This window comes from Chitinophaga sp. YR573 (assembly GCF_900110995.1).
Taxonomy (GTDB): domain Bacteria; phylum Bacteroidota; class Bacteroidia; order Chitinophagales; family Chitinophagaceae; genus Chitinophaga.
This window is the reverse complement of record NZ_FOJF01000001.1, coordinates 1093959-1115177: the sequence shown is the minus strand read 5'-3', so window position 1 is coordinate 1115177 and position 21219 is coordinate 1093959. Positions and strand designations below refer to the sequence as shown.

At 43.0% G+C, this 21219-nt stretch carries 18 protein-coding genes; 12 read left to right on the top strand and 6 right to left on the bottom strand.

Translation table 11 applies throughout. The features are described 5' to 3' along the window. Positions 1-97: 97 nt before the first annotated feature. Together BMW86_RS04685 and BMW86_RS04680 are read right to left on the bottom strand one after the other, a co-directional pair. Positions 98-1609: a carboxypeptidase M32 gene (locus BMW86_RS04685; protein ID WP_089779436.1), complete on the bottom strand. Its 1512-nt coding sequence runs from the start codon at positions 1607-1609 to the stop codon at positions 98-100. A 26-nt stretch (positions 1610-1635) separates the two neighbouring features. After that, positions 1636-2175, bottom strand: a complete 540-nt coding sequence (locus BMW86_RS04680) for an ORF6N domain-containing protein (protein WP_089779434.1) — start codon at positions 2173-2175, stop codon at positions 1636-1638. A 69-nt stretch (positions 2176-2244) separates the two neighbouring features. Here BMW86_RS04680 and BMW86_RS04675 point away from each other — a divergent pair, with 69 nt between their 5' ends. The 5 genes from BMW86_RS04675 to BMW86_RS04655 all read left to right on the top strand — a co-directional run bounded on the left by BMW86_RS04675 (position 2245) and on the right by BMW86_RS04655 (position 8335). Continuing rightward, positions 2245-3339 carry a Nif3-like dinuclear metal center hexameric protein gene (locus tag BMW86_RS04675; RefSeq protein ID WP_089779432.1) on the top strand — a complete coding sequence of 365 codons (1095 nt, stop codon included), beginning with the start codon at positions 2245-2247 and terminating at the stop codon, positions 3337-3339. Between the two features lie 4 nt (positions 3340-3343). Beyond that, the gene (locus BMW86_RS04670) at positions 3344-4096 is read left to right on the top strand and encodes a zinc ribbon domain-containing protein (RefSeq protein WP_089779430.1); all 753 of its coding nucleotides are present in this window, start codon (positions 3344-3346) and stop codon (positions 4094-4096) included. A gap of 132 nt (positions 4097-4228) precedes the next feature. Further along, positions 4229-5716 (top strand): tetratricopeptide repeat protein, encoded by a 1488-nt coding sequence (locus tag BMW86_RS04665; RefSeq protein WP_177189152.1) that lies wholly within the window; start codon positions 4229-4231, stop codon positions 5714-5716. Positions 5717-5803: 87 nt separating this feature from the next. Next, positions 5804-7453: a DNA repair protein RecN gene (recN, locus tag BMW86_RS04660; protein WP_089779425.1), complete on the top strand. Its 1650-nt coding sequence runs from the start codon at positions 5804-5806 to the stop codon at positions 7451-7453. Positions 7454-7522: 69 nt separating this feature from the next. After that, the gene (locus BMW86_RS04655; protein WP_089779423.1) at positions 7523-8335 is read left to right on the top strand and encodes an enoyl-ACP reductase FabI; all 813 of its coding nucleotides are present in this window, start codon (positions 7523-7525) and stop codon (positions 8333-8335) included. 187 nt (positions 8336-8522) lie between these two features. On the opposite strand, the gene BMW86_RS04650 is transcribed toward BMW86_RS04655, so the two are convergent. Further along, entirely contained in the window at positions 8523-8744 is a 222-nt protein-coding gene (locus BMW86_RS04650) for a DUF2795 domain-containing protein (RefSeq protein WP_012794455.1), read from the bottom strand. A gap of 100 nt (positions 8745-8844) precedes the next feature. Between BMW86_RS04650 and BMW86_RS04645 the strand changes: the two genes are divergently transcribed. Beyond that, complete coding sequence (locus BMW86_RS04645; protein ID WP_089779421.1) at positions 8845-9525, top strand: ABC transporter ATP-binding protein; 681 nt, start codon at positions 8845-8847, stop codon at positions 9523-9525. Here the strand turns inward: BMW86_RS04645 and BMW86_RS04640 are convergent. The 3 genes from BMW86_RS04640 to gatC are packed head-to-tail and all read right to left on the bottom strand — an operon-like array spanning position 9522 to position 11115. Continuing rightward, entirely contained in the window at positions 9522-10082 is a 561-nt protein-coding gene (locus tag BMW86_RS04640; protein WP_089779419.1) for a cob(I)yrinic acid a,c-diamide adenosyltransferase, read from the bottom strand. The two genes, BMW86_RS04645 and BMW86_RS04640, sit on opposite strands and share 4 nt — an antisense overlap. 12 nt (positions 10083-10094) lie before the next feature. Beyond that, positions 10095-10805, bottom strand: a complete 711-nt coding sequence (locus BMW86_RS04635) for an ABC transporter ATP-binding protein (RefSeq protein WP_089779417.1) — start codon at positions 10803-10805, stop codon at positions 10095-10097. Between the two features lie 19 nt (positions 10806-10824). Further along, on the bottom strand, positions 10825-11115 hold the full coding sequence (gene gatC / locus BMW86_RS04630; RefSeq protein WP_089779415.1) for an Asp-tRNA(Asn)/Glu-tRNA(Gln) amidotransferase subunit GatC: 291 nt from the start codon (positions 11113-11115) through the stop codon (positions 10825-10827). A gap of 138 nt (positions 11116-11253) precedes the next feature. Between gatC and trpS the strand changes: the two genes are divergently transcribed. From trpS to BMW86_RS04600, 6 genes are all read left to right on the top strand, one after another. After that, a complete protein-coding gene (gene trpS, locus BMW86_RS04625) occupies positions 11254-12258 on the top strand; it encodes a tryptophan--tRNA ligase (protein ID WP_089783559.1) in 1005 nt (334 codons plus the stop codon). Positions 12259-12395: 137 nt separating this feature from the next. Then, on the top strand, positions 12396-13031 hold the full coding sequence (locus BMW86_RS04620) for a deoxynucleoside kinase (RefSeq protein WP_089779413.1): 636 nt from the start codon (positions 12396-12398) through the stop codon (positions 13029-13031). Positions 13032-13114: 83 nt separating this feature from the next. Continuing rightward, positions 13115-13909: a hypothetical protein gene (locus tag BMW86_RS04615; protein WP_143056484.1), complete on the top strand. Its 795-nt coding sequence runs from the start codon at positions 13115-13117 to the stop codon at positions 13907-13909. Beyond that, positions 13888-15807, top strand: coding sequence for a ComEA family DNA-binding protein (locus tag BMW86_RS04610; protein WP_089779409.1), 1920 nt, complete (start codon positions 13888-13890; stop codon positions 15805-15807). The genes BMW86_RS04615 and BMW86_RS04610 overlap by 22 nt, the downstream gene beginning before the upstream one ends. Before the next feature lie 476 nt (positions 15808-16283). Next, a complete protein-coding gene (locus tag BMW86_RS04605; RefSeq protein WP_089779407.1) occupies positions 16284-19526 on the top strand; it encodes a SusC/RagA family TonB-linked outer membrane protein in 3243 nt (1080 codons plus the stop codon). Between the two features lie 24 nt (positions 19527-19550). Next, entirely contained in the window at positions 19551-20990 is a 1440-nt protein-coding gene (locus BMW86_RS04600) for a SusD/RagB family nutrient-binding outer membrane lipoprotein (RefSeq protein WP_089779405.1), read from the top strand. The last annotated feature ends 229 nt before the right edge of the window (positions 20991-21219 follow it).

The window sequence follows — 21219 nt, the reverse complement described above, 5'->3', positions numbered from 1 at the left end:
AGTTCGCGTCAGGATCCAAAATCACACAAAAGTTATTCCAAACTATTGGCTTTCGGATAACTGTATAGATATAAGTATATCAATATGTTATGAGAAATTATAACGTGTAGATGTCCCCGTATTTTTTAGTTGCGTAATCAAGGAAATATTTGAAATCCAATGGTTTACCTGTTACTTTTTCACATAACTCATTTGAGGTATAAAAGCGCCCGAAATGATGGATTTTCTCACGCAGCCACGTTAATAACTTTGTATAATTTCCTTTTATAATATCTGTTTCTATACCCGGAATCTGCTGTTCTGCTGCTGCAAAAAATTGTGCGGCATAAAAACTGCCAAGAGAATAAGTAGGGAAGTAGCCAAAACTGCCATGCGACCAGTGAATGTCCTGTAGTACGCCTTCTACATCATTGGGGACGGTAACATGCAGATAATCATTGTAATAACGGTTCCATACCTCTTTAAGGTCTTTTGTGCTGTAAGTACCATCTAATAATCCCTTTTCAATTTCATACCGGATCATCACGTGGAAATGGTAGGTGAGTTCATCTGCCTCAGTTCTGATAAGGGATGGCCTTACCTGGTTAATAGCTTTATAGAAGTCCTGTAAATTAACGGATTGAAGGTTTTCCGGGAATGCCTGTTGCAAAGGACCATAGTGAAACTGCCAGAAAGAAAGGCTGCGTCCTACGTTGTTTTCCCATAAGCGTGACTGTGATTCATGGATGCCTAAACTGGCAGCTTCGCCGGTAGGTAAACCATATGCATTGATATCCAGTCCCTGCTCATAGAGGGCATGACCACCTTCATGAATACAGCTCCAGGTCATATTGCCGAAGTCATTCTCATCAATGCGGGTGGTTACGCGTACATCCTGCGGGTTGAAGCTGGTGGTAAACGGATGCTCGGAAATATCCTGCCGTCCTGCTTTCATATCATAACCCATCGCTTTCAGCAGGTTGATACCAAATTCCCACTGGCGGTTACGGTCGTAATGCAGGTGAAGGAAGTCTTTATTCACCTGTGGCTTTTGTTCTATCTGGCGTAGCAGTGGCGTGAGGGCGGTCTTGACATCTGTGAATACAGCGTCCAGCATGGTAGTGGTGGCGCCTTTTTCGTATTCATTCAGCAAAGCATTGTAGCAATGTCCTTCAAAACCCAGTAAGGCAGTTTCCTGTCTTTTTAAAGCGACCATCTTCGCCAGCACAGGCTCAAAGTCTGCATAAGTACCTGATTTACGTGCTTTGATCCACGCATGATAACACTCATTGGTAGTCTGTGACATCTCTGCCACAAAGCTGGCCGGGTACTTTTTATTCTTCTCATAGTCTTCCAGTGAAAGACTGATATTCTTTGCAGATACAGGGTCTACATCCCCTCTGGAATGTAATTCCTGTAACAAATGTCCCAGCGGTTCTTCTGTAAACATTTCATGGGCAATGGAACTGAGCGTGGTAATTTGCTGACCGCGGAAGTTAGCGCTTTTCTCAGGAAGATAAGTCTCCTGGTCCCAGCCCAATACGGCTATAGCATTGCGAACATCAGCTATCTGCTGCATTTTGGCTTTGTATTGGTCGTAAAGTTCCGCGGTGGATTTGGCAAGTACCATGCTATTGATTTTTGGCAAAGGTAAAGTTATTCTTCCTGTTGTTTAAAACCAATGAGTGCTCTTACTGGCTGAGGTTTGTGAACCAGTTCTTTTAATGCCGCAAAAATGGTTTGTATATCTGCGTCACGGTCTTCTACCTTTTTTTCCAGCTGTTCCAGCTTCAGCAAAATATCTTTTTGCGTTAAAAAGGCTTCCCGCATACGACTGAAAATACGTATGATCTGAATGTTCACAGCTATTGCAGTTTCGGTGTTTAATACACTTGAAAGCATGGCTACTCCTTCCTCTGTAAATGCCATTGGTGGCTTACGAAGCCCCATCTTATCAGAATTGGATATCACACCTTGTGATCTCCAATTTTGCAATTCAGCGGGTGTTAACTGGAACATGAAATCTGCCGGGAACCGTTTAATATTTCGCCTGACTGCCTGGTTCAGCACACGTGTTTCCACACCATATAAGGCTGCCAGGTCTCTGTCAATCAGTACTTTTTTACCTCTGATAAAATAGATTTTACTAATAATTTCTTCTTCCGCTAAAGAGATTAGCTTTTTAGATATGGGCATTCTACTGAATTTGATTGTTAACAAACACTGATTTTTAAAATTAAATAAAACCTTTCATATTTGTCAATTATGAAGATCAGGGATATCACGAACGCTATTGCCGCCTTTGCGCCACTCCAGTATCAGGAGAGCTATGATAATGCCGGTTTGCTGTTCGGCAATGCCGGTTGGGAAGTGACCGGTGTATTATTAACACTGGATGCTACCGAGGCCGTAATAGAAGAAGCCATAGAGAAAGGCTGCAATCTGGTGGTGGCTCATCATCCCATTGTTTTCGGCGGACTGAAAAAGATCAATGGCAGTAACTATGTAGAGAGGGTAGCTATCAAAGCTATCAAAAACGATATTGCAGTTTACGCCGCACATACCAACCTGGATAACGTACGTAATGGGGTGAGTGATATAATGGCCAGCAAGCTGCAACTCACAGATTGCAGGGTGTTGGACCCCAAACGGGAACTGCTGGGTAAACTCTACACTTTTGTGCCCCATGCCCAGGCAGAACAGGTACTGAATGCTTTATTCACCGCCGGAGCCGGCCATATCGGTAATTATAGTGAAGCCAGCTTCAATGTTACCGGTACCGGTACTTATAAAGCGGAAGAAGGCGCACAACCCTATATTGGTCAGGTAGGGCAACGTCATCTTGAACCCGAAACAAAGCTGGAAGTGATTTTTCCCCTATATTTGGAATCGCGTGTGATCCAGGCATTACTGGAAAGCCATCCCTACGAAGAGGTGGCTTATGATGTGGTAAAACTCGGGAATGTAAATAAAGAAGTCGGTTCCGGGCTGATAGGCAATCTGCCTCAACCCATGGACGAGCTGGCCTTTCTGCAGCTGGTAAAGGAACAGTTCCACACCGGCTGCGTCCGGTACACTCCTTTAAGGGGGAAGCCTATCCAAAAGGTAGCTTTGTGTGGCGGAGCGGGCAGTTACCTCTTAAAAAAGGCGATGGCAGCAGGAGCAGATGCTTATATTTCTGCCGACTTTAAATATCACGAGTTTTTTGATGCTGATAATCAAATAGTTATAGCGGATGTAGGCCATTTTGAGAGCGAGCAGTTCACGGTTGAATTATTTTATCATATATTGACTGAGAAATTCCGTAATTTTGCGCCTCTTAAATCTACAATTCGTACAAACCCGGTAAATTATTTATAAATACATGGCTACTGTAAAAGAATACTCCGTAGAAGAAAAATTGGCGTCTGTACTTAGGCTACAGAAGATGGACTCCAGGCTGGATGAAATCCAGGTGCTGAAAGGGGAGTTGCCAATGGAAGTAAAAGATCTCGAAGACGAGATCGAAGGGTTGAATACGCGTCTTGCCCATGTGGAAGATGAAATCCGTGGTATTCAGGACTTTGTCACCAATAAAAAGGCGGCAATTAAAGAGTCAGAAGCCCTGATGAAGAAATATGAGAAGCAGCAGGACAACGTGAAGAACAATCGCGAGTTTGAAGCTATCACCAAGGAAATTGAAATGCAATCCCTGGAAATCAAACTGGCAGAGAAGCATATCAAGGACGCAAATGAAGAAGTAAAGGATAAGAGCCGTTTACTGGAATCTGCTAAAAAAGCGATTGCAGAAAAGGAATCTAACCTGAAACATAAGAAAGGTGAACTGGAAAAGATCATTGCTGAAACTGACAAGGAAGAAAAAGCTTTCCGTAAACAGAGTGACGAAGCCCGTACAAAGGTAGAGGCACGTTTACTGGGTGCTTATGAAAAGATCCGCAAAAATTACCGTAATGGTCTGGCCGTGGTAACTGTTGCCCGTGACTCCTGCGGTGGTTGTTTCAATGCTATCCCGCCACAACGGCAGGCTGAAATACGCCAGCGTAAAAAGATCATCGTTTGCGAACATTGCGGACGTGTTCTGGTGGACAACGATCTGGATGCTACCGTAACCATCTGATCTCACTAAGCTTAATTTATTGTATAATGTATAGAGTCCCGGGCGAATACCCGGGACTTTTATATTCAGCAGATGGGTCAGCGGAAAGTTTGGTTTGGAATTTGGTGGTTAGGCCCGGAATCTAAAATTGATATGCGTACACTATTTCTGCTGGGATTATTATTGACTTTCTCTTTTTCAGTGACCGGCCGGCAAAAAGTCTACGACTTTAACCCGCGCTGCCAGCAAGCATATGCAGCTATCATGCAGCTGCGCATTGCTGCCGGAACCGTTTTACTGGAACAGGAGAAAAAAGAGCATCCGGATAACCTGATCCCTTACTTCCTCGATAATTACGCTGACTTTTTTACATTATTCTTTAATGAAGATGCTGCCCTGTACGCCCAGCGCAAAGATCAGCGGGCAAAACGCCTTGCCATGATGGAAGATGGCCCTACCAACTCTCCGTATTACCTCTACACACAGGCAGCTATCCGCTTCCAGTGGGGAATGATAAGAGTGAAATTCAGTGAAAAATGGGATGCCGTATGGGAAATCCGTAAAGCATATATCATGCTGAAGGATAACCAGAAAAGGTTTCCACAGTTTATGCCTAACAACATGCTGGCAGGCGCCATGCAAACAGTATTCGGTACCATCCCTGAAGGCTACCGCTGGATCTCGAATATCCTGGGATTGAAAGGCGGTCTCAAACAAGGCATGCAACAGGTGCAGCAGGCGATAGACAGTAACTCCGATGTGGCTGTATTATTTAAACCGGAAGCCTATTATTACTTCTGTTATCTGAAACTATACATAGAAAACAAACCGGAAGATGTATGGGGATTTGTTCAGCAGCATCAGTTAGATACAAAGAATAACTACCTGTTTGCGTTGATGATCGCCAATATCTCCATGAATAACCAGAAGGCTGCCATGGGCATTAAAATATTGACAGAGAGGAATGACAGCGTGCAATACGAAGATATCCCTTACTGTAATTATTTAATGGGAGAGATGAAACTATCCAGGCAGGATGAAGATGCTAATATCTATCTGCAGAGATTCCTGGATAAATTCAAAGGCAGGTTTTATGTGAAGGAATGTTTGCAGCGCTTAAGCTGGTATTATTTCCTGCATGGAAATATGGACGCTGCCAATAAATACCGGAACATGATCCTCACCAGGGGGAACACGGAAACAGATGCAGATAAACAGGCATTGAAGGATGCAAAGAGCGGCAAATGGCCAAATCCTTTATTGCTGAGAGCGCGCCTGTTAAGTGACGGCGGATTCTTTACAGATGCGCTGAAACTGTTACAGGCTAAAAAAGCAGCAGATTTCGAGCGTATGGAAGATAAACTGGAATACGCTTACAGGCTGGGTCGTATCTATGACGAAACAGGCATGGATGATAACGCTATCATTATGTACCAGGTAACTGTCAAAACCGGCTCCGGCCGGCCTGAATATTTTGCGGCAAGAGCTTCCCTGCAAATGGGGTATATTTATGAAAAACGTAAAGAGAAGGCAAAAGCCATTGAATGTTACCAGGCATGCCTGGATATGAAAGAACACGATTACAAAAATTCACTTGATCAGCGGGCCAAAGCCGGTATTCAACGGGTAAATGGAAGCTGAGTTGTCAATACGCAGATACAGTTCGTGCTGCATGTATTAATTTGCGGGATAATCCGAAGTCATATATTCGTATTTCCAATACTCCTTATGCTACAAAAACTAACGATTAAGAATTACGCTATCATCGATCACCTGGAAGTAGACTTCTCAGGTAACCTGAATGTAATTACAGGGGAAACAGGAGCAGGTAAATCTATCCTGCTGGGGGCATTGTCATTGATATTGGGAGAGCGTGCAGATCCGGGGGTGTTATATGATAAACAGTCAAAGTGTGTAATAGAAGGGGCGTTTAAAGTGAAGAAGACACAGGTGGCCGGCTTTTTCCAGCAATATGAGCTGGACCTGGAAGACCAGCTGATCATCCGCCGGGAAATCAGTACCGCCGGGAAATCACGTGCATTCATTAATGATACGCCGGTAACTCTTTCCCAGCTGGGAGAATTAAGCCAGCACCTGGTAGATCTTCATCAGCAGTTTGATACACTGGACCTGGAGAAATCAGATTTCCAGAGAGAAGTGCTGGATGCACTGGTGAATCAGCCAGCCCTGCATCAGCAATATTCCCAGTTGTTCTCACGCTATGTGCAGGTACAGAAACAGCTTAAACAACTACAGGACCAACGTAATAACGCTAACAAAGAGCTGGACTATAATAAATTCCTGCTGGATGAACTGAGCGATGCTGCCTTTGCACCCAACGAAATAGAAGAACTGGATGCAGAGCTGAAGATATTGAGTCATGCGGAAGAGATCAGAACTACCCTCACCCGCGCTTATTTCCAGTTAAAGGAAGATGAGCAGCCTATCTTATCCCAGTTAAGGCAGATCCAGACCTCTGTACAGGGGCTTTCCGCTTTCCATAAGGAAGCGCCGGCCATTGCCGCAAGACTTCAGTCAGCCTACCTGGAATTACAGGATATCACGGCAGAAATTGAACAGGTAAACGACCAGGTACAGTTTGACGGTGCCCGTATAGAAGTAGTGAACGAGCGCATCTCCACAGGATACAAGCTGCTTAAAAAGCATGGTGTACAATCCACCGCCGAACTGTTAGCGATAAAAGAAGACCTCTCCATAAAGGTAGAAGGGGCACTCAATATGGACGAACAGCTGGCGCAGCTGGAAAAAGAGCAGGAAACCCTGCGTGAATCGCTCCAGAAGCAGGCAGTAGTGATCACGGCTGCCCGTGCAAAAGCTGCCATACCATTCGAAAAAGACGTAAATGGTCTGCTGGCACAGATAGGTATGCCCAATGCACAATTAAAGGCATCTATCATACAGGGGGGCCTGAACCCTTACGGTCAGGACACAATAGAATTCCTGTTCGATGCCAATAAGAGCGGCAACTTTGGCCCTATCCGCAAGGTAGCATCCGGTGGTGAGTTAAGCAGATTGATGCTCAGTATCAAATCCCTGGTAGCACAATCGGTAGCACTGCCAACCATGATCTTCGATGAGATCGATACCGGTATCTCCGGAGAAGCAGCCCGCCAGGTGAGTATCATCATGCAGGCGATGGCCCGCAGGCACCAGGTAATCTGTATTACGCACCAGCCACAGATAGCCGGTAAGGCAGATGCTCATTACTTTGTGTACAAGGATAGCAAAGACGGTAAGGTAACCACCAACGTTAGGGTCCTGAGCAGGGAAGAGCGTATCAACCATATCGCACAGATGCTGAGTGGTGAGAAGCCTACAGCAGCAGCGCTGGAGAATGCAAGAGAGCTGGTAAAATGACCGCTATTCAATTAATCTTTTTTTTTCAACTATAACAACTATTTTTGCCAAAATTAATTATTGAACCCAATGGCTCATAACTTATTAAAAGGAAAGAAAGGTATCATATTCGGCGCGTTGGACGAAAAGTCTATCGCCTGGAAAATCGCATTACATTGTGTTGAAGAAGGCGCAGAGATAGTACTTACCAATGCTCCTATTGCTTTACGTATGGGAGAGATCAATAAGCTGTCAGAACAGTGTAAAGCACCTGTAATACCTGCTGATGTTACTAATATGGATGATCTGAAAAATCTTTTCACTAAATCCATGGAGCATTTTGGCGGCAAGATTGATTTTGTGCTTCATTCTGTAGGAATGAGTATCAATATGCGTAAAGGAAAGTCTTACACCGAACTGGACTATGACTTCTCTCACAAGACAATGGATATCTCCGCTATGTCCCTTCACCGCGTATTGCAGACTGCTTACCAGCTGGATGCACTGAATGAATGGGCATCAGTAGTAGCACTTACTTACATTGCAGCACAGCGTGTATTCCCTGACTACAGCGAAATGGCAGATGCCAAATCCATGCTGGAGTCTATCGCCCGCAGCTTTGGTTACCACTATGGTATGAAGAACAAGGTACGTGTGAATACGATCTCTCAGTCCCCAACCAGGACTACCGCAGGTGGTGGTGTAAAAGGCTTCGATGGCTTTATCACTTACGCAGAGAAAATGAGTCCTTTAGGCAATGCAACCGCAGACCAGTGCGCAGATTATTGCGTAACCCTGTTCTCTGACCTTACAAAGATGGTAACAATGCAGAACCTGTTCCATGATGGCGGTTTCTCAGCTACCGGTGTTACGGCAGATGTGATCAATCAGATGGAAAAATAAATTTGTAGTAATATTATTTCTGACTCCGTTAGAGGGCAACCTTCTAACGGAGTTAGTGTTTTATGGAACCTGATTCCATAATCTGGACGATATGCCACAAAAAAAGCCGTTCCTTTTTATTAAAAGGAGCGGCTAAATTTTTTAAGCATAGGCGAATTGCTGAGGCTACAATGGAAAATAGTCTGATCTAGTATTCATCCTCATTAAAGAAGAAGTCGTCCTGCGACGGGTAATCTGACCAAATATCTTCTATGCCCTCGTAAATTTCCCCTTCATCTTCCAGTTCCTGTAAGTTCTCAATCACTTCAATTGGCGCACCGGAGCGGATGGCGTAATCTATTAATTCGTCCTTCGTAGCTGGCCAAGGAGCGTCCTCCAGGTATGAAGCTAATTCTAATGTCCAGTACATGTTATCGAAATTTTTACTTTCTGAAATTTCCGCAAAAGTATTATTTAATTTGAAATAAACAACTATTACTATTTTATCGGTTAATTACTTTTCTTTGAGTATGCTAACCGCACGCAATCTTACCAAAAATTATTCCAATTTACACGTACTGAAAGGTGTAGACATTACAGTAGGTAAAGGGGAAATCGTTACTATCGTTGGTTCTTCCGGTGCCGGAAAGAGTACCTTATTACATATCCTTGGCACCCTGGATACGCCATCATCGGGCGAAGTATGGCTTCGTGATGTGAATCTGGGAGCCCTTAAAGGGAACGCACTGGCTGATTTCAGGAACCGTCATATGGGCTTTATTTTCCAGTTTCACCACCTTTTACCCGAGTTTTCTGCCCTGGAAAACGTTTGTATTCCCGGTTTTATTGCCGGATCGAAGAAAGCGGCTGTCAGGGAAAGGGCTGCCTTTTTGCTGGAAACACTCGGTTTGGCAGACAGGATAGAACATAAACCCAACCAGTTATCAGGTGGAGAACAACAACGGGTAGCCGTGGCAAGGGCATTAATCAATGCTCCGGACATCATCATGGCCGACGAACCTACCGGTAACCTGGATTCAAAAAACGCCCGGGAATTACATCAGCTGTTCATAGAACTGAGGGATAAGTTTAAGCAAACCTTCATCATCGTTACCCATAACGAAGAACTGGCGCCATTAAGCGACAGGCAGCTGGTAATGCGGGATGGCAAAATAATTTCGGAAGAACTGACGGCGAAGATTATCAGTTAGATACGTGGTTTCCAGGGGATCTCCGCTACCTGCAACTGGTGTCCTATCCAACGGGACAACACAAAGAGATAGTCGCTCAGGCGGTTCATATATTGTAATACCAGCGGGTCTATAAACTGGTCCTGCTCCTGCAGGCCCACACAAAGACGCTCCGCCCGGCGGCATACACAGCGGGCAATATGGCAGGTAGATACTGCCACATGACCACCCGGCAGCAGGAAAGACTTCATTTCCGGTAATACCTCATTCATCTGGTCCATACTGTTTTCCAGTACAGTAACATCACCTGCATGCAGGTCCGGGATACGCATTTTGGTTTCCTTCTCAGGATCACATGCCAGGGATGACCCTATAGTGAACAGGCGGTCCTGTATTTCCCTCAGAAAGTTAATAGTAGGAGTATCAGTCAGATAATCACTTACAAGCCCTATATAGGAGTTTAATTCATCTACAGTGCCATAGGATTCTATGCGCAGATTACTTTTGGATACTTTGGTGCCACCGATCAATGCGGTTTTACCTTTATCCCCTGTTTTGGTGTAAATCTTAAATGACATTGGGAAGCAGCTTTATACCATTACGGCATGATGTGCATTCAGTTTATCTGATTCAATCAATCCATCACGCAAACGGATAACGCGGCGTGCATGGTCGGCTATATCTTCTTCGTGTGTCACCAGTACCACCGTATTACCGGAAGCATGGATCTTACCGAAGATTTCCATGATCTCTATAGAAGTCTTGGTATCCAGGTTACCGGTAGGCTCATCAGCCAGGATCAGCGAAGGGTCGTTGACCAGGGCACGGGCAATAGCCACACGCTGGCATTGTCCACCCGATAATTCATTCGGTTTGTGTTTATAACGATCTCCCAGTCCTACTTTTTCCAGCATAGCCCGGGCTTTATCTTCCCTGTCTTTCTTATTCACTCCCGCATAAATAAGGGGAACAGCTACATTTTCCAATGCGCTCAGACGGGGCATCAGGTTAAACTGCTGGAAAACGAACCCGATCTCCTGGTTACGCACCCTTGCCAGTTCATCATCTTTCATGGTACTTACATCGTGGCCGCTCAGGATATACCTGCCATTGGTAGGGGTATCCAGGCAACCCAGCATGTTCATGAGGGTAGACTTACCGGAACCGGAAGGCCCCATCAGTGCAACATATTCATTTTTTAAAATGTCCATGTTGATACCTTTCAGAACGGGCAACTCATTTTTGCCGATAAAGTAACTTTTACGGATTGCTTCCAGATGGATGACAGCCTGTGGGTGCATAAGATTGATAGATTACAGGTTACTTCTTAATAACTTTAGGAACTTTGAAATATTGGTCACTCGCAGCAGGAGCGTTTTTCAACCCCTCTTCCCGGGTTACGGAGGGCACTACCTTATCTGCACGGAGTGCATTGCCGTCTGCGGTCATGTGTAATAATGGTTTCACGTTAGTGGTATCCAGCTCATTCAGTTTTTCTACAAAGGTGATCATACGTTGCAGATCGCCTTTTATCTCCGTTGTTTCCTGTTCGCTGAATTCCAGTCTTGCCAGGTCTGCCAGTTGCTGTACCAGCTTCTCATTCACTTCCATAATTCAAATTAGATGAAAAGATAATAAAATATAGGTGATATTTATTATAGCTCGCGTTAAAGTTAGCTTAAATAGTCCAGAGTCAAAAGATGATGAAGGTAGATGAACATGCAGGAATTTATTAATTTGCACCCCATTATGGCAACATCAAAAGAGATAGTGGTAAGCGGTATTCGCTCTACCGGATATTTACACCTCGGCAATTATTTTGGCGCTATCCGCAACTACATTAAGATGCAGGAAACTTTTAACTGCTATTTTTTTGTGGCTGACTGGCATTCGCTGACTACCCACCCCGATCCGAAAGACCTTAGAGCCAACGTGTTCCGCGTACTGGCAGAAAATATAGCCTCCGGCTTAGACCCTGAGAAGGTGGCATTATATGTACAGAGTGACGTGCCTGAAATAGCAGAATTGTATCTGTTACTCAATATGCTGGCATACAAAGGGGAGCTGGAAAAGGTGCCTACCTTCAAAGATAAGGTACGCCTGCAACCGGAAAACGTGAACGCTGGTTTACTCACTTACCCCGTGCTGATGAGTGCAGATATACTTATTCACCGCGGCGTGAAGGTGCCTGTAGGCAAAGACCAGGAGCAACACCTGGAAATGGCCCGCAATTATGCCCAGCGCTTCAACAACCGTTATGGTTACCTTTTCCCGGAACCTGTACCTTTTAACTTCGGAGATGACCTGGTAAAAATCCCCAGTCTGGATGGTAACGGCAAGATGAGTAAAAGCGAAAATCAGATGGCTACATTGTATCTTTCTGACAGTGATGAACTGATCCTCAATAAAATAAAGAAAGCAAAGTCAGATAGTGGTATTGCTGTGGAAGGAACTCCCATGCCGGAATCCGTGCAGAACCTGTTCCTGTTAATGCAGCAGGTATCTACCCCGGATGCTATTAAGTTTTTTGAAGATCAGTATCATGGTCAGGGTATCCGTTTCGGTGATATGAAAAAACAATTGGGTGAAGATATGGTGCGTTTTATAGCGCCTATACGTGAGAAAGCCCTTGAGCTTCAGGAGGATCATGCTTATTTAAACCGTATAATGAAAGCAGGAGCAGAGAAAGCAAGAGAAAGTGCGGCACAGACTTTGCATGAAGCCAGAAAACTCATCGGTATTAATTACTATTAATTAACTATTGAATTTATACTGTAACAGGTTTTTAGATTGATAATCAAATAATTTATGTAAATTATGGGATTGTAGTCAACTGCTTATTACCACAACCGGCCCCGCCGAAAAGAACGATTAACGACCCTGATAATGTCATGGCAAAACTAAATAAGATTAAACATATCGCGATAGCCGGTAATATTGGTGCGGGGAAAACCACCCTTACTGAACTGTTATCAAAGCATTACAAATGGACTCCCCAGTTTGAAGATGTAGAGCATAATCCCTATCTGAATGACTTCTATGAAGATATGCCCCGCTGGTCTTTTAACCTGCAGGTATATTTCCTTCATGGCCGTTTAAAACAACTGCTGGAAATCCAGAACGGAAAGGATATTGTTATACAGGACAGGACGATCTACGAGGATGCACACATTTTCGCACCTAACCTGTACGAAATGGGATTGATGACCAAAAGGGATTTCGATAACTATTTCAACTTCTTTGAGACATTAAAGTCGATGGTAAAACCACCGGACCTGCTGATATATCTGCGTGCTTCTGTACCAACCCTGGTAGCACAGATCCAGAAAAGAGGAAGGGAATACGAAGAGAATATCCGTCTGGATTACCTGAAAAGACTGAATGAATATTATAACAACTGGATAGAGAAATATACAGAAGGACCTTTACTCATTATCGACATCGATAAGAATAAATTTCCTGAAAGCGATGAAGATTTAGGAGAGATTATCTCCCGTATAGATTCTCAGTTGCACGGACTTTTTTAATCGATATTAAAATAATTTCCTAATATTGCCTCCTCACTTCCCGGTGAGGAGTTTTTTTTGTTTGTTAACCAATACTGGTTGTTTTGAAAAAGATGTTTGTTTCCATTGTTTGCACAACGTGCAGTGTGTTTTCGTACGCACAAAATTTATGGCTTTCCGCAGAAAAGCAACAATACCCAGGTACATACAGCCGCCATTTTCAGCAGGTATTTACGGCTATGCAAAACCAGGCTGCACTGGCTTACATTACAGTACCATCCGCCGGTATAAATGCCGAAAGAAGATTCATGTTAAAGGCACTCAGTTTATATACCGCAGTAGTGACATTACCTGTGCCACCAGGAGCCTTTGCATTCAACATTCAGCAGGCAGGATACAGTGCTTACCGTCAGCAACAGCTAGGCATAGCCTATGGCAGACAATTAGGTAATAAACTAAGCATAGGTATGCAGATAGATTATCTCTCCAACACTATCCGGCAATACGGCAGTACAAACACTGTTACCTTCGAACTGGGATGCCTGTTACATATCACACCACAACTACACGCAGGGTTACACCTGTTCAACCCTGCCAACAGAAAACTGGGAGATGAACCATTATCTGTTATCTACACAGCAGGCATCGGCTACGAAGTCTCCGAAAACTTCCTGATCAGCACTGCTGTAGTACAGGAAAATGATGTATCACCTGTTGCTAAAGTCATGTGTGAATACCGTATCATTCCACAGTTATCACTGCAACTGGGCACATCTCCAACCAATGCTGCCGCCAGTTTTACACTAAACAGAATGCGTATTTTCTTCTCCGCTTCTCATCATCCACAACTAGGCTTCACACCCAATACATCCATTATATGGCAATTAAAAAAGGCTTAATACTGTTGCTGTTATATAGCCAGTATATACACGCGCAGGAATTAACTGCAACAGCAGAAAATCAGCTGGAGAACCACATGGAAATACCAGACGATGATGCACAGCTGCAACTACTAAACAGTTACACACGTCATAAGATTTCTTTAAATACAGCAGATGCCGCAGCCTTACAATCACTGGGCTTATTGACACCTTTACAGATCACTAATTTCATGTTATACCGCCAGCTATTAGGTAAGCTGTTAAGCATCTATGAATTGCAGGCAATACCCGGTTTTGATGCCGCACTTATCCGTAGTTTACTGCCCTATGTACAGGTAGGAGAAGATCTGCAACCACACTATACTTTTAAAGACTATACGCATAAAGGGGATCATGCAATTTTATTCCGCTACAACAACCCCGATAAACTATTACTCCGCTACCGCTATAATTTCCCTGATTACATAAGCTGGGGAATACTAACAGAAAAAGATGCAGGAGAAAAACTATTCGACTTCAACAGCGCACACCTGTTTGTAAAAAACTACAAACACATCAAAGCATTAGCACTGGGAGATTTTACCGTAAACATGGGCCAGGGTCTCATCAACTGGCAAACACTGGCACTGGGTAAAGGCCCTGCTGTAATGCAGATAAAAAGAGAAGCTGATTTATTACGTCCCTACGCCTCCGCAGGAGAATTTTATTTCTTCAGAGGAGCTGGTATTACGCTGCAAAAAGGCAATTGGGAAGGAACAACGTTTATTTCATTAAGACAATTAGATGGAACAATAGATACATTACTGGCATCGCTCTACAGCAGTGGTTACCATCGTACAGAAACAGAGAAACAAAAAAGAAATGCAATACAGCAATTTACAACAGGAGGTAATCTCTCCATTGTAAAACAAAACTGGCATACTGGTATAAATATCATCAGTCATCACTACACCATTCCACTACAAAAAGACAATAAACCCTACAATCTTTTTGCATTTAATGGAACACAATTAACCAACGCCAGCATAGACTACGCCGCTACCTGGAAGAACATACATTTCTTCGGGGAAATAGCCATGAGTGATAACGGCAAAACAGGAATGGTACACGGAATCCTTGCCAGTGTAGCAAAAAATGCAGACATCAGTATACTATACCGCAATTATAACAGGGCCTACCAATCTATGTATAACAATGCATTCGGAGAGTATTATAAAGCTGTAAATGAACGCGGACTATATACCGCTATCTCATTAAAAATTACGCCGTATTTAATAGTAAACGGCTATGCAGATGTATTCAGTTTTCCCTGGTTATCATACAGCATGAATGCACCCGGTAATGGAAAAGAAGTATTACTATCTCTCACTTACACACCGGACAAACACACAGAAGCATTTATCCGTTATAGCTATTCTGCTAAACAGCAAAAAGAAGACGATGACAACTTTATAAAATGGGCAGTACCGGAAGAAAAACAAAGCTGGCGATGCCAGATAAGTATGCAACTAAAAGAAGGGTTAATTATAAAGAGCAGGATAGAAGTAAACAAAGCAACGAAAAACTTCACCCCCAATATCTCCAATCCGCTCAACTCTAATCAACAAGGCTTTTTATTATTCCTCGACGCTGCTTACCAACCCGAAAAAACACCATTTACATTTTCCGGAAGATATATAACATTCGTCACGGGAGGTACAGCAACAACCATGTATGTAATAACATCCGGGATCTTATATGAGTATATGTTATCACAACTATATGGCAGAGGATACCAGTACCAACTATGTACACGATGGCGTCTGATGCCCCGATTCTTGCTATGGGTGCGGTTTCAGCAGACTATCTACTCAGCCTTTGCATCAGAACAGAGTAATAAAAATGGACTCACATTTCAGATGCAACAGTTATTCTAAAGATAGAATAGACAAATAACATTAAAAAACGAGCACTTTTTTTGTACTTATAATATTGTGAATAATATTATTACATATTTAAAATTTATCTTCTCCTAAAAAAAAGTTAAAATATTCTTGGCAGGGAGAAAAAAAAATCTATAAATTGTGCTTCTCAACCAAAATCTAAATCGTAATATGAAAGAGGCCAACATCTCTTTTTCCTGCTGTGCTGTGATTAACCTTTTGTCAACCTTTTTACAGCGGTTCTGTTCTATGCATCTCATAGCAGGGAATGAGTTATGTACTGTGCCACACACAGCCATCCAGGTTCTTGCCGCCTTCACCCCGGATGGTTTTTTTAGCAAAAAAGTTATTAGTATAAAAACTGTGGTTTAAGCTTATGAGGCTTTTGCTGTAATGGCTGTTGGTTGGCTATTGCGGCAAGAGCGTAACTCATTTAAAATTTTTATTGTCAACTAAATCTAAATCGTTTTATGAAAAGAGCGTTACTCTTTCTCACTATGCTTATGGTGAGCGTAACTCTGGCGTATGCTCAACAGCGTCAGATTACGGGTAAGGTTACCGGCGCAGACGGATCTCCTTTACCCTTCGCAACAGTACAACTTAAAGGGACAACAACAGGGACAACAACAGATCAGCAGGGAAGTTTTAAACTGACAGTAACAGGAAGTGATCCTGTTATCCTCATCAGAAGTGTAGGTTTTGCCTCACAGGAGATTACCCTTGGAAGTAACAACGCTATCACCATAAAACTGAAAGAAGAAGACAAAAACCTTCAGGAAGTAGTAGTGACTGCATTGGGTATTACCAGGAAAAAGAATGAACTGGCTTACTCAGCACAAACAGTAAGTGCAGAAGAGCTGAACAGGACCCGTGATCCTAACGTTGTAAACTCTTTATCAGGTAAAGTTGCAGGTCTGGAAGTACGCAGAAACAGTACAATGGGTGGTTCTACCAACATCGTACTGCGTGGTAATAAATCTTTTCAAAACTCAAACCAGGCATTGTTTGTTGTAGATGGAGTACCTATCGACAACTCTACTACCAACACCTCTGATCAGGCTTCAGGCCGTGGTGGTTTTGACTATGGTAATGCTGCGGCAGATATTAACCCTGATGACGTACAATCTATCAACGTACTGAAAGGTGCCGCTGCTGCTGCATTGTATGGTTCCCGTGCTGCAAATGGTGTGATCATGATCACCACCAAAAAAGGCAGAAAAGGATTGGGTGTAACTGTCAATATTGGTGGTACAATAGGTACTATGGATAAGAGTACCTTCCCTAAATATCAGAAACAATACGGTGCTGGTTATTACGATAAGGACGATTATACATACGAATCTCCGGATGGTTATTTCCTTTACAGGGATGTCAACGGTGACGGTCAGAAAGACCTGGTTGTACCAATGTCAGAAGATGCTTCTTTCGGTGCTAAATTCGATCCAAACCTGATGGTATACAACTACCGTTCATTCGATCCAACCTCTCCTCAATATAAAAAAGCAAGTCCATGGGTTGCTGCACAGCACGATCCATCTTACTTCTTCAAAAATACAACCGCTTCTAATACCAGTGTTACTATCGATGGTGGTGGAGATCAGGGTTACTTTAAACTCGGTTATACCAAAACCATTGAGAACGGTATGCTTCCTAATGCCAAGCTGGCAAAGGACATGCTGAACTTCGGAGCTTCTTACAACTTAACCAGCAAATTAACTGCCAGCGCTGCCGTGAATATGTCTAAGGTAGATGGTAAAGGCCGTTATGGTACCGGTTATGATGAATACAACCCTATGCAGGGCTTCCGCCAGTGGTGGGAGATGAACGTAGACATGAAACAACAGCAGGAAGATTACGAGAGAACAAAACTAAATAAAAGCTGGAACCTGCAGGACCCGGACAACCCGGTTCCTATCTACACAGATAACATGTATTTCATGAGATACGAAAACTACGAGAAAGATAATCGTGTTCGTTATTTCGGAAATGTTGCATTGAACTATAAAATCACTAACTGGCTGAATTTACTGGGTAGAGTGAGTATGGATACTTATACGCAGTCTCAGGAAGAAAGAAATGCAGTTGGTAGTAAGAATACCTCTTCCTATTCAAGATATGACGGTACGTTCGGTGAATATAACTATGACCTGTTACTGAATGTTGATAAGGAAATTAACAACAACTTCAAGTTTACCGGCCTCGTAGGTGGTAACGTTCGTAATACCCGCGTAAAATATGTGCGCGAAGAAACGAACGGTGGACTGGTAGTTCCTAAATTATACTCTTTATCTAACTCTGTAAACCCTATTCAGGCACCAGTTGAAGCAGATAGTGCTATGCAGGTGAATGGTATTTTTGCCAGCGTTGGATTAGGATATAAGAAAATGTTATTCCTGGATCTGACCGGTCGTCGTGATCAGTCTTCCACTTTACCTAAAGGAAATAATGCATACTACTATCCATCCGCATCACTCGGTTTCGTATTCTCTGAAGTAGTAAAAGCACCATGGTTATCTTACGGTAAATTACGTGTGAACTACGCACAGGTAGGTAACAGTGCGCCTGCACAGGCGTTGATTGACGCTTACGATAAACCAAGTGGTTTCGGTAGCGTTCCGCTGTTCTCTGTACCGGCTACTAAAGCAAATGCTCACCTGAAACCAGAACAGACAAAGAGTTTTGAAACAGGTGTGGAAGCATCCTTCTTCCAGAACCGTGTTAGCATAGACGTTACTTACTACACTTCAAAAAGTATTGATCAGATCCTGCGTTTACCTGTTTCAAGGGCTACCGGTTATGATCAGATTTATATAAATGCAGGTACCATCAGCAATAAAGGGGTGGAAGTAAGCCTGAATGTAACACCAGTAAAAACACGCGACTTCTCCTGGGTTGTTGGTGTAAACTGGTCTAAGAACAAGAGTAAAGTACTGGACCTGCCTTCAGGTGTAGACTTTATCCAACTTGGTTCTTTCACCTTACAGGGTGGTATCACCATTGGGCATGCTAAAAATGATGCATATGGTGTAATCCGTGGTACAGACTTCATATATGACAAAACAACCGGTAAAAAAGTAGTGTATGATGCAGATGGAGACAGTCCTGGTTACTATCAGAAAACCGGTTCTGCCAACAATGTAATCGGTAACTACACTCCAGACTGGATAGGTGGTATTACCAATACCTTAAGGTATAAGGATCTGTCTTTAGCATTCCTGGTAGATATGAAACACGGTGGAGATGTATTCTCTCTCGATCAGTATTATGGCCAGTCTACCGGTATCTACGCTGAAAGCGTAAGACTGAACGACAAAGGTAAATCTATCCGGGACGCAGTTGAAGATGGTGGTGGTATCGTTTTCGATGGTGTAACTCCTGATGGAAAAGTAAATACCCAGAGAGTTCGTGTAAGTGGTACCCGTGGTTTAGGTGTAAATGGTTATCCCGCTAAAGCATTCGTTTATGATGCCAGCTTTATAAAATTACGTGAAGTATCTCTTACTTATTCTTTGCCTGTAAGCCTGATAAGCCATATCAAAGCATTTAAAGGAATTGATGTGAGCCTGTTAGGTCGTAACCTCTGGATCATTCATAAAAACTTACCAATGGCTGACCCTGAAGAAAACCTCAGCGCAGGTAATATCCAGGGGTATCAGAGTGGTGTGTATCCTACTTACCGCACTTTCGGTGCCAACTTAAGGTTCAGGTTCTAATTATCAGTTAAGAAAATATTCGACATGAAAAAGATATTTGTAATTATATCATCAATGCTTGTTTTTGCTACTTCCTGTACAAAACTTAGCAGTCTGAATGACGATCCTAAAAAGGCAGTCGTTGTTCCCGGAGAGATGCTGTTCTCTTCCGCAGAAAAAAATCTCTACGATAACCTGACGTCCAACAGCGTAAACCTGAACGTATTCAGGTTGCTGGCACAATATCAGGCGCAGGTTACATATATAGACGAGAGCCGTTATGACCTGGGTACCCGTAACATTCCGCAGGCTTTCTGGCAGGCATTATACAGAGATGTGTTAAAAGATCTCTCTGCTGGTAAAGCACTTATCAAAGCTGATTCTGCTTTACTGCCAGCTGATGCTATCATTAAAAAGAATAAACTGGCTATCATCGATATCACAGAAGCATATACCAATTTTATACTGGTAACCTGCTATGGTAATATCCCTTATACCGAAACAATGGATATCAACAAGCTGGACCCTAAGTTTGATGATCAGAAAACGGTATACTATGCGTTGCTGGACCGTCTGAAAGCAGACGTTGCTGCACTGGATGTTTCACAGGGTAGTTTCGGTACTGCCGACCTCATATACCAGGGTAATGTGGCTTCCTGGATTAAGTTAGCCAACGCCATGAGATTAAAAATGGGTCTGGTGATTGCTGATATAGACAATGCAAAAGCTGTAGAAGTAGTAAATGATGCGGCAACAAACGTTTTTACCTCTAATGCAGACAATGCTATATTAGAATACCTGAGTTCTGAACCAAATACAAACCCTATCTGGGTAGACCTGGTAAAGAGCAAACGTAAAGACTATGTGATACCTACCACACTGGTAGATCCAATGAACGCTACCAATGACCCAAGACGTCCTTTCTATTATACCGCAACAGGATCAGGTGCGTATATTGGTGGTGTATATGGCTCCGGTAATGTTTATTCCAGTTACTCACATGTAAGTGCAAAGATCACCGCTGCCAATTTTGAAGCAATACTCATAGACTACGCAGAAGTGGAATTTGCACTGGCAGAAGCAGTTGCCCGCGGCGGATTTGCTGTAACAGGTACAGCTGCTGAGCACTATAATAAAGGTATTGCAGCTTCTATTACTTACTGGGGAGGTTCTGCAGCAGATGCAGCTACCTATATTGCTCAGCCAACTGTAGATTACGCTACATTGACCGGTACCTGGCAGTCAAAAATAGGCATGCAGAAATATATCGCCTTATATAACAGGGGCTATGATGCCTGGCTGGAATGGAGAAGACTGGATTATCCTATCTTAAATGCTCCGGCAGATATTTCATACAGCAATATTCCTGTAAGACTGACATATCCTGTCAGCGAACAGAACCTGAATAAAACGCAATATGATGCAGCAGCTGCTGCAATAGGCGGAGATAAAGTAACTACCAAGTTATTCTGGGATAAATTCTAAACTAAACAGGACTATAATTGTTAGAAGGCCCCGGCATTTGCCGGGGCCTTTTTTTGTTATTGGTACACCTAAATGGCTTAATTTTGTAGTGGGAAAATGCAGTTGAAGTATCATTTTTCCAAAATATCTTTCCCAATATAGAACCCTTCGTAGTTTTTTTTGTTAATCCTATCAGACCCGACCCAAATAGGACAATACAACCGGAATCGTGCTAGTAAAACGTATATAA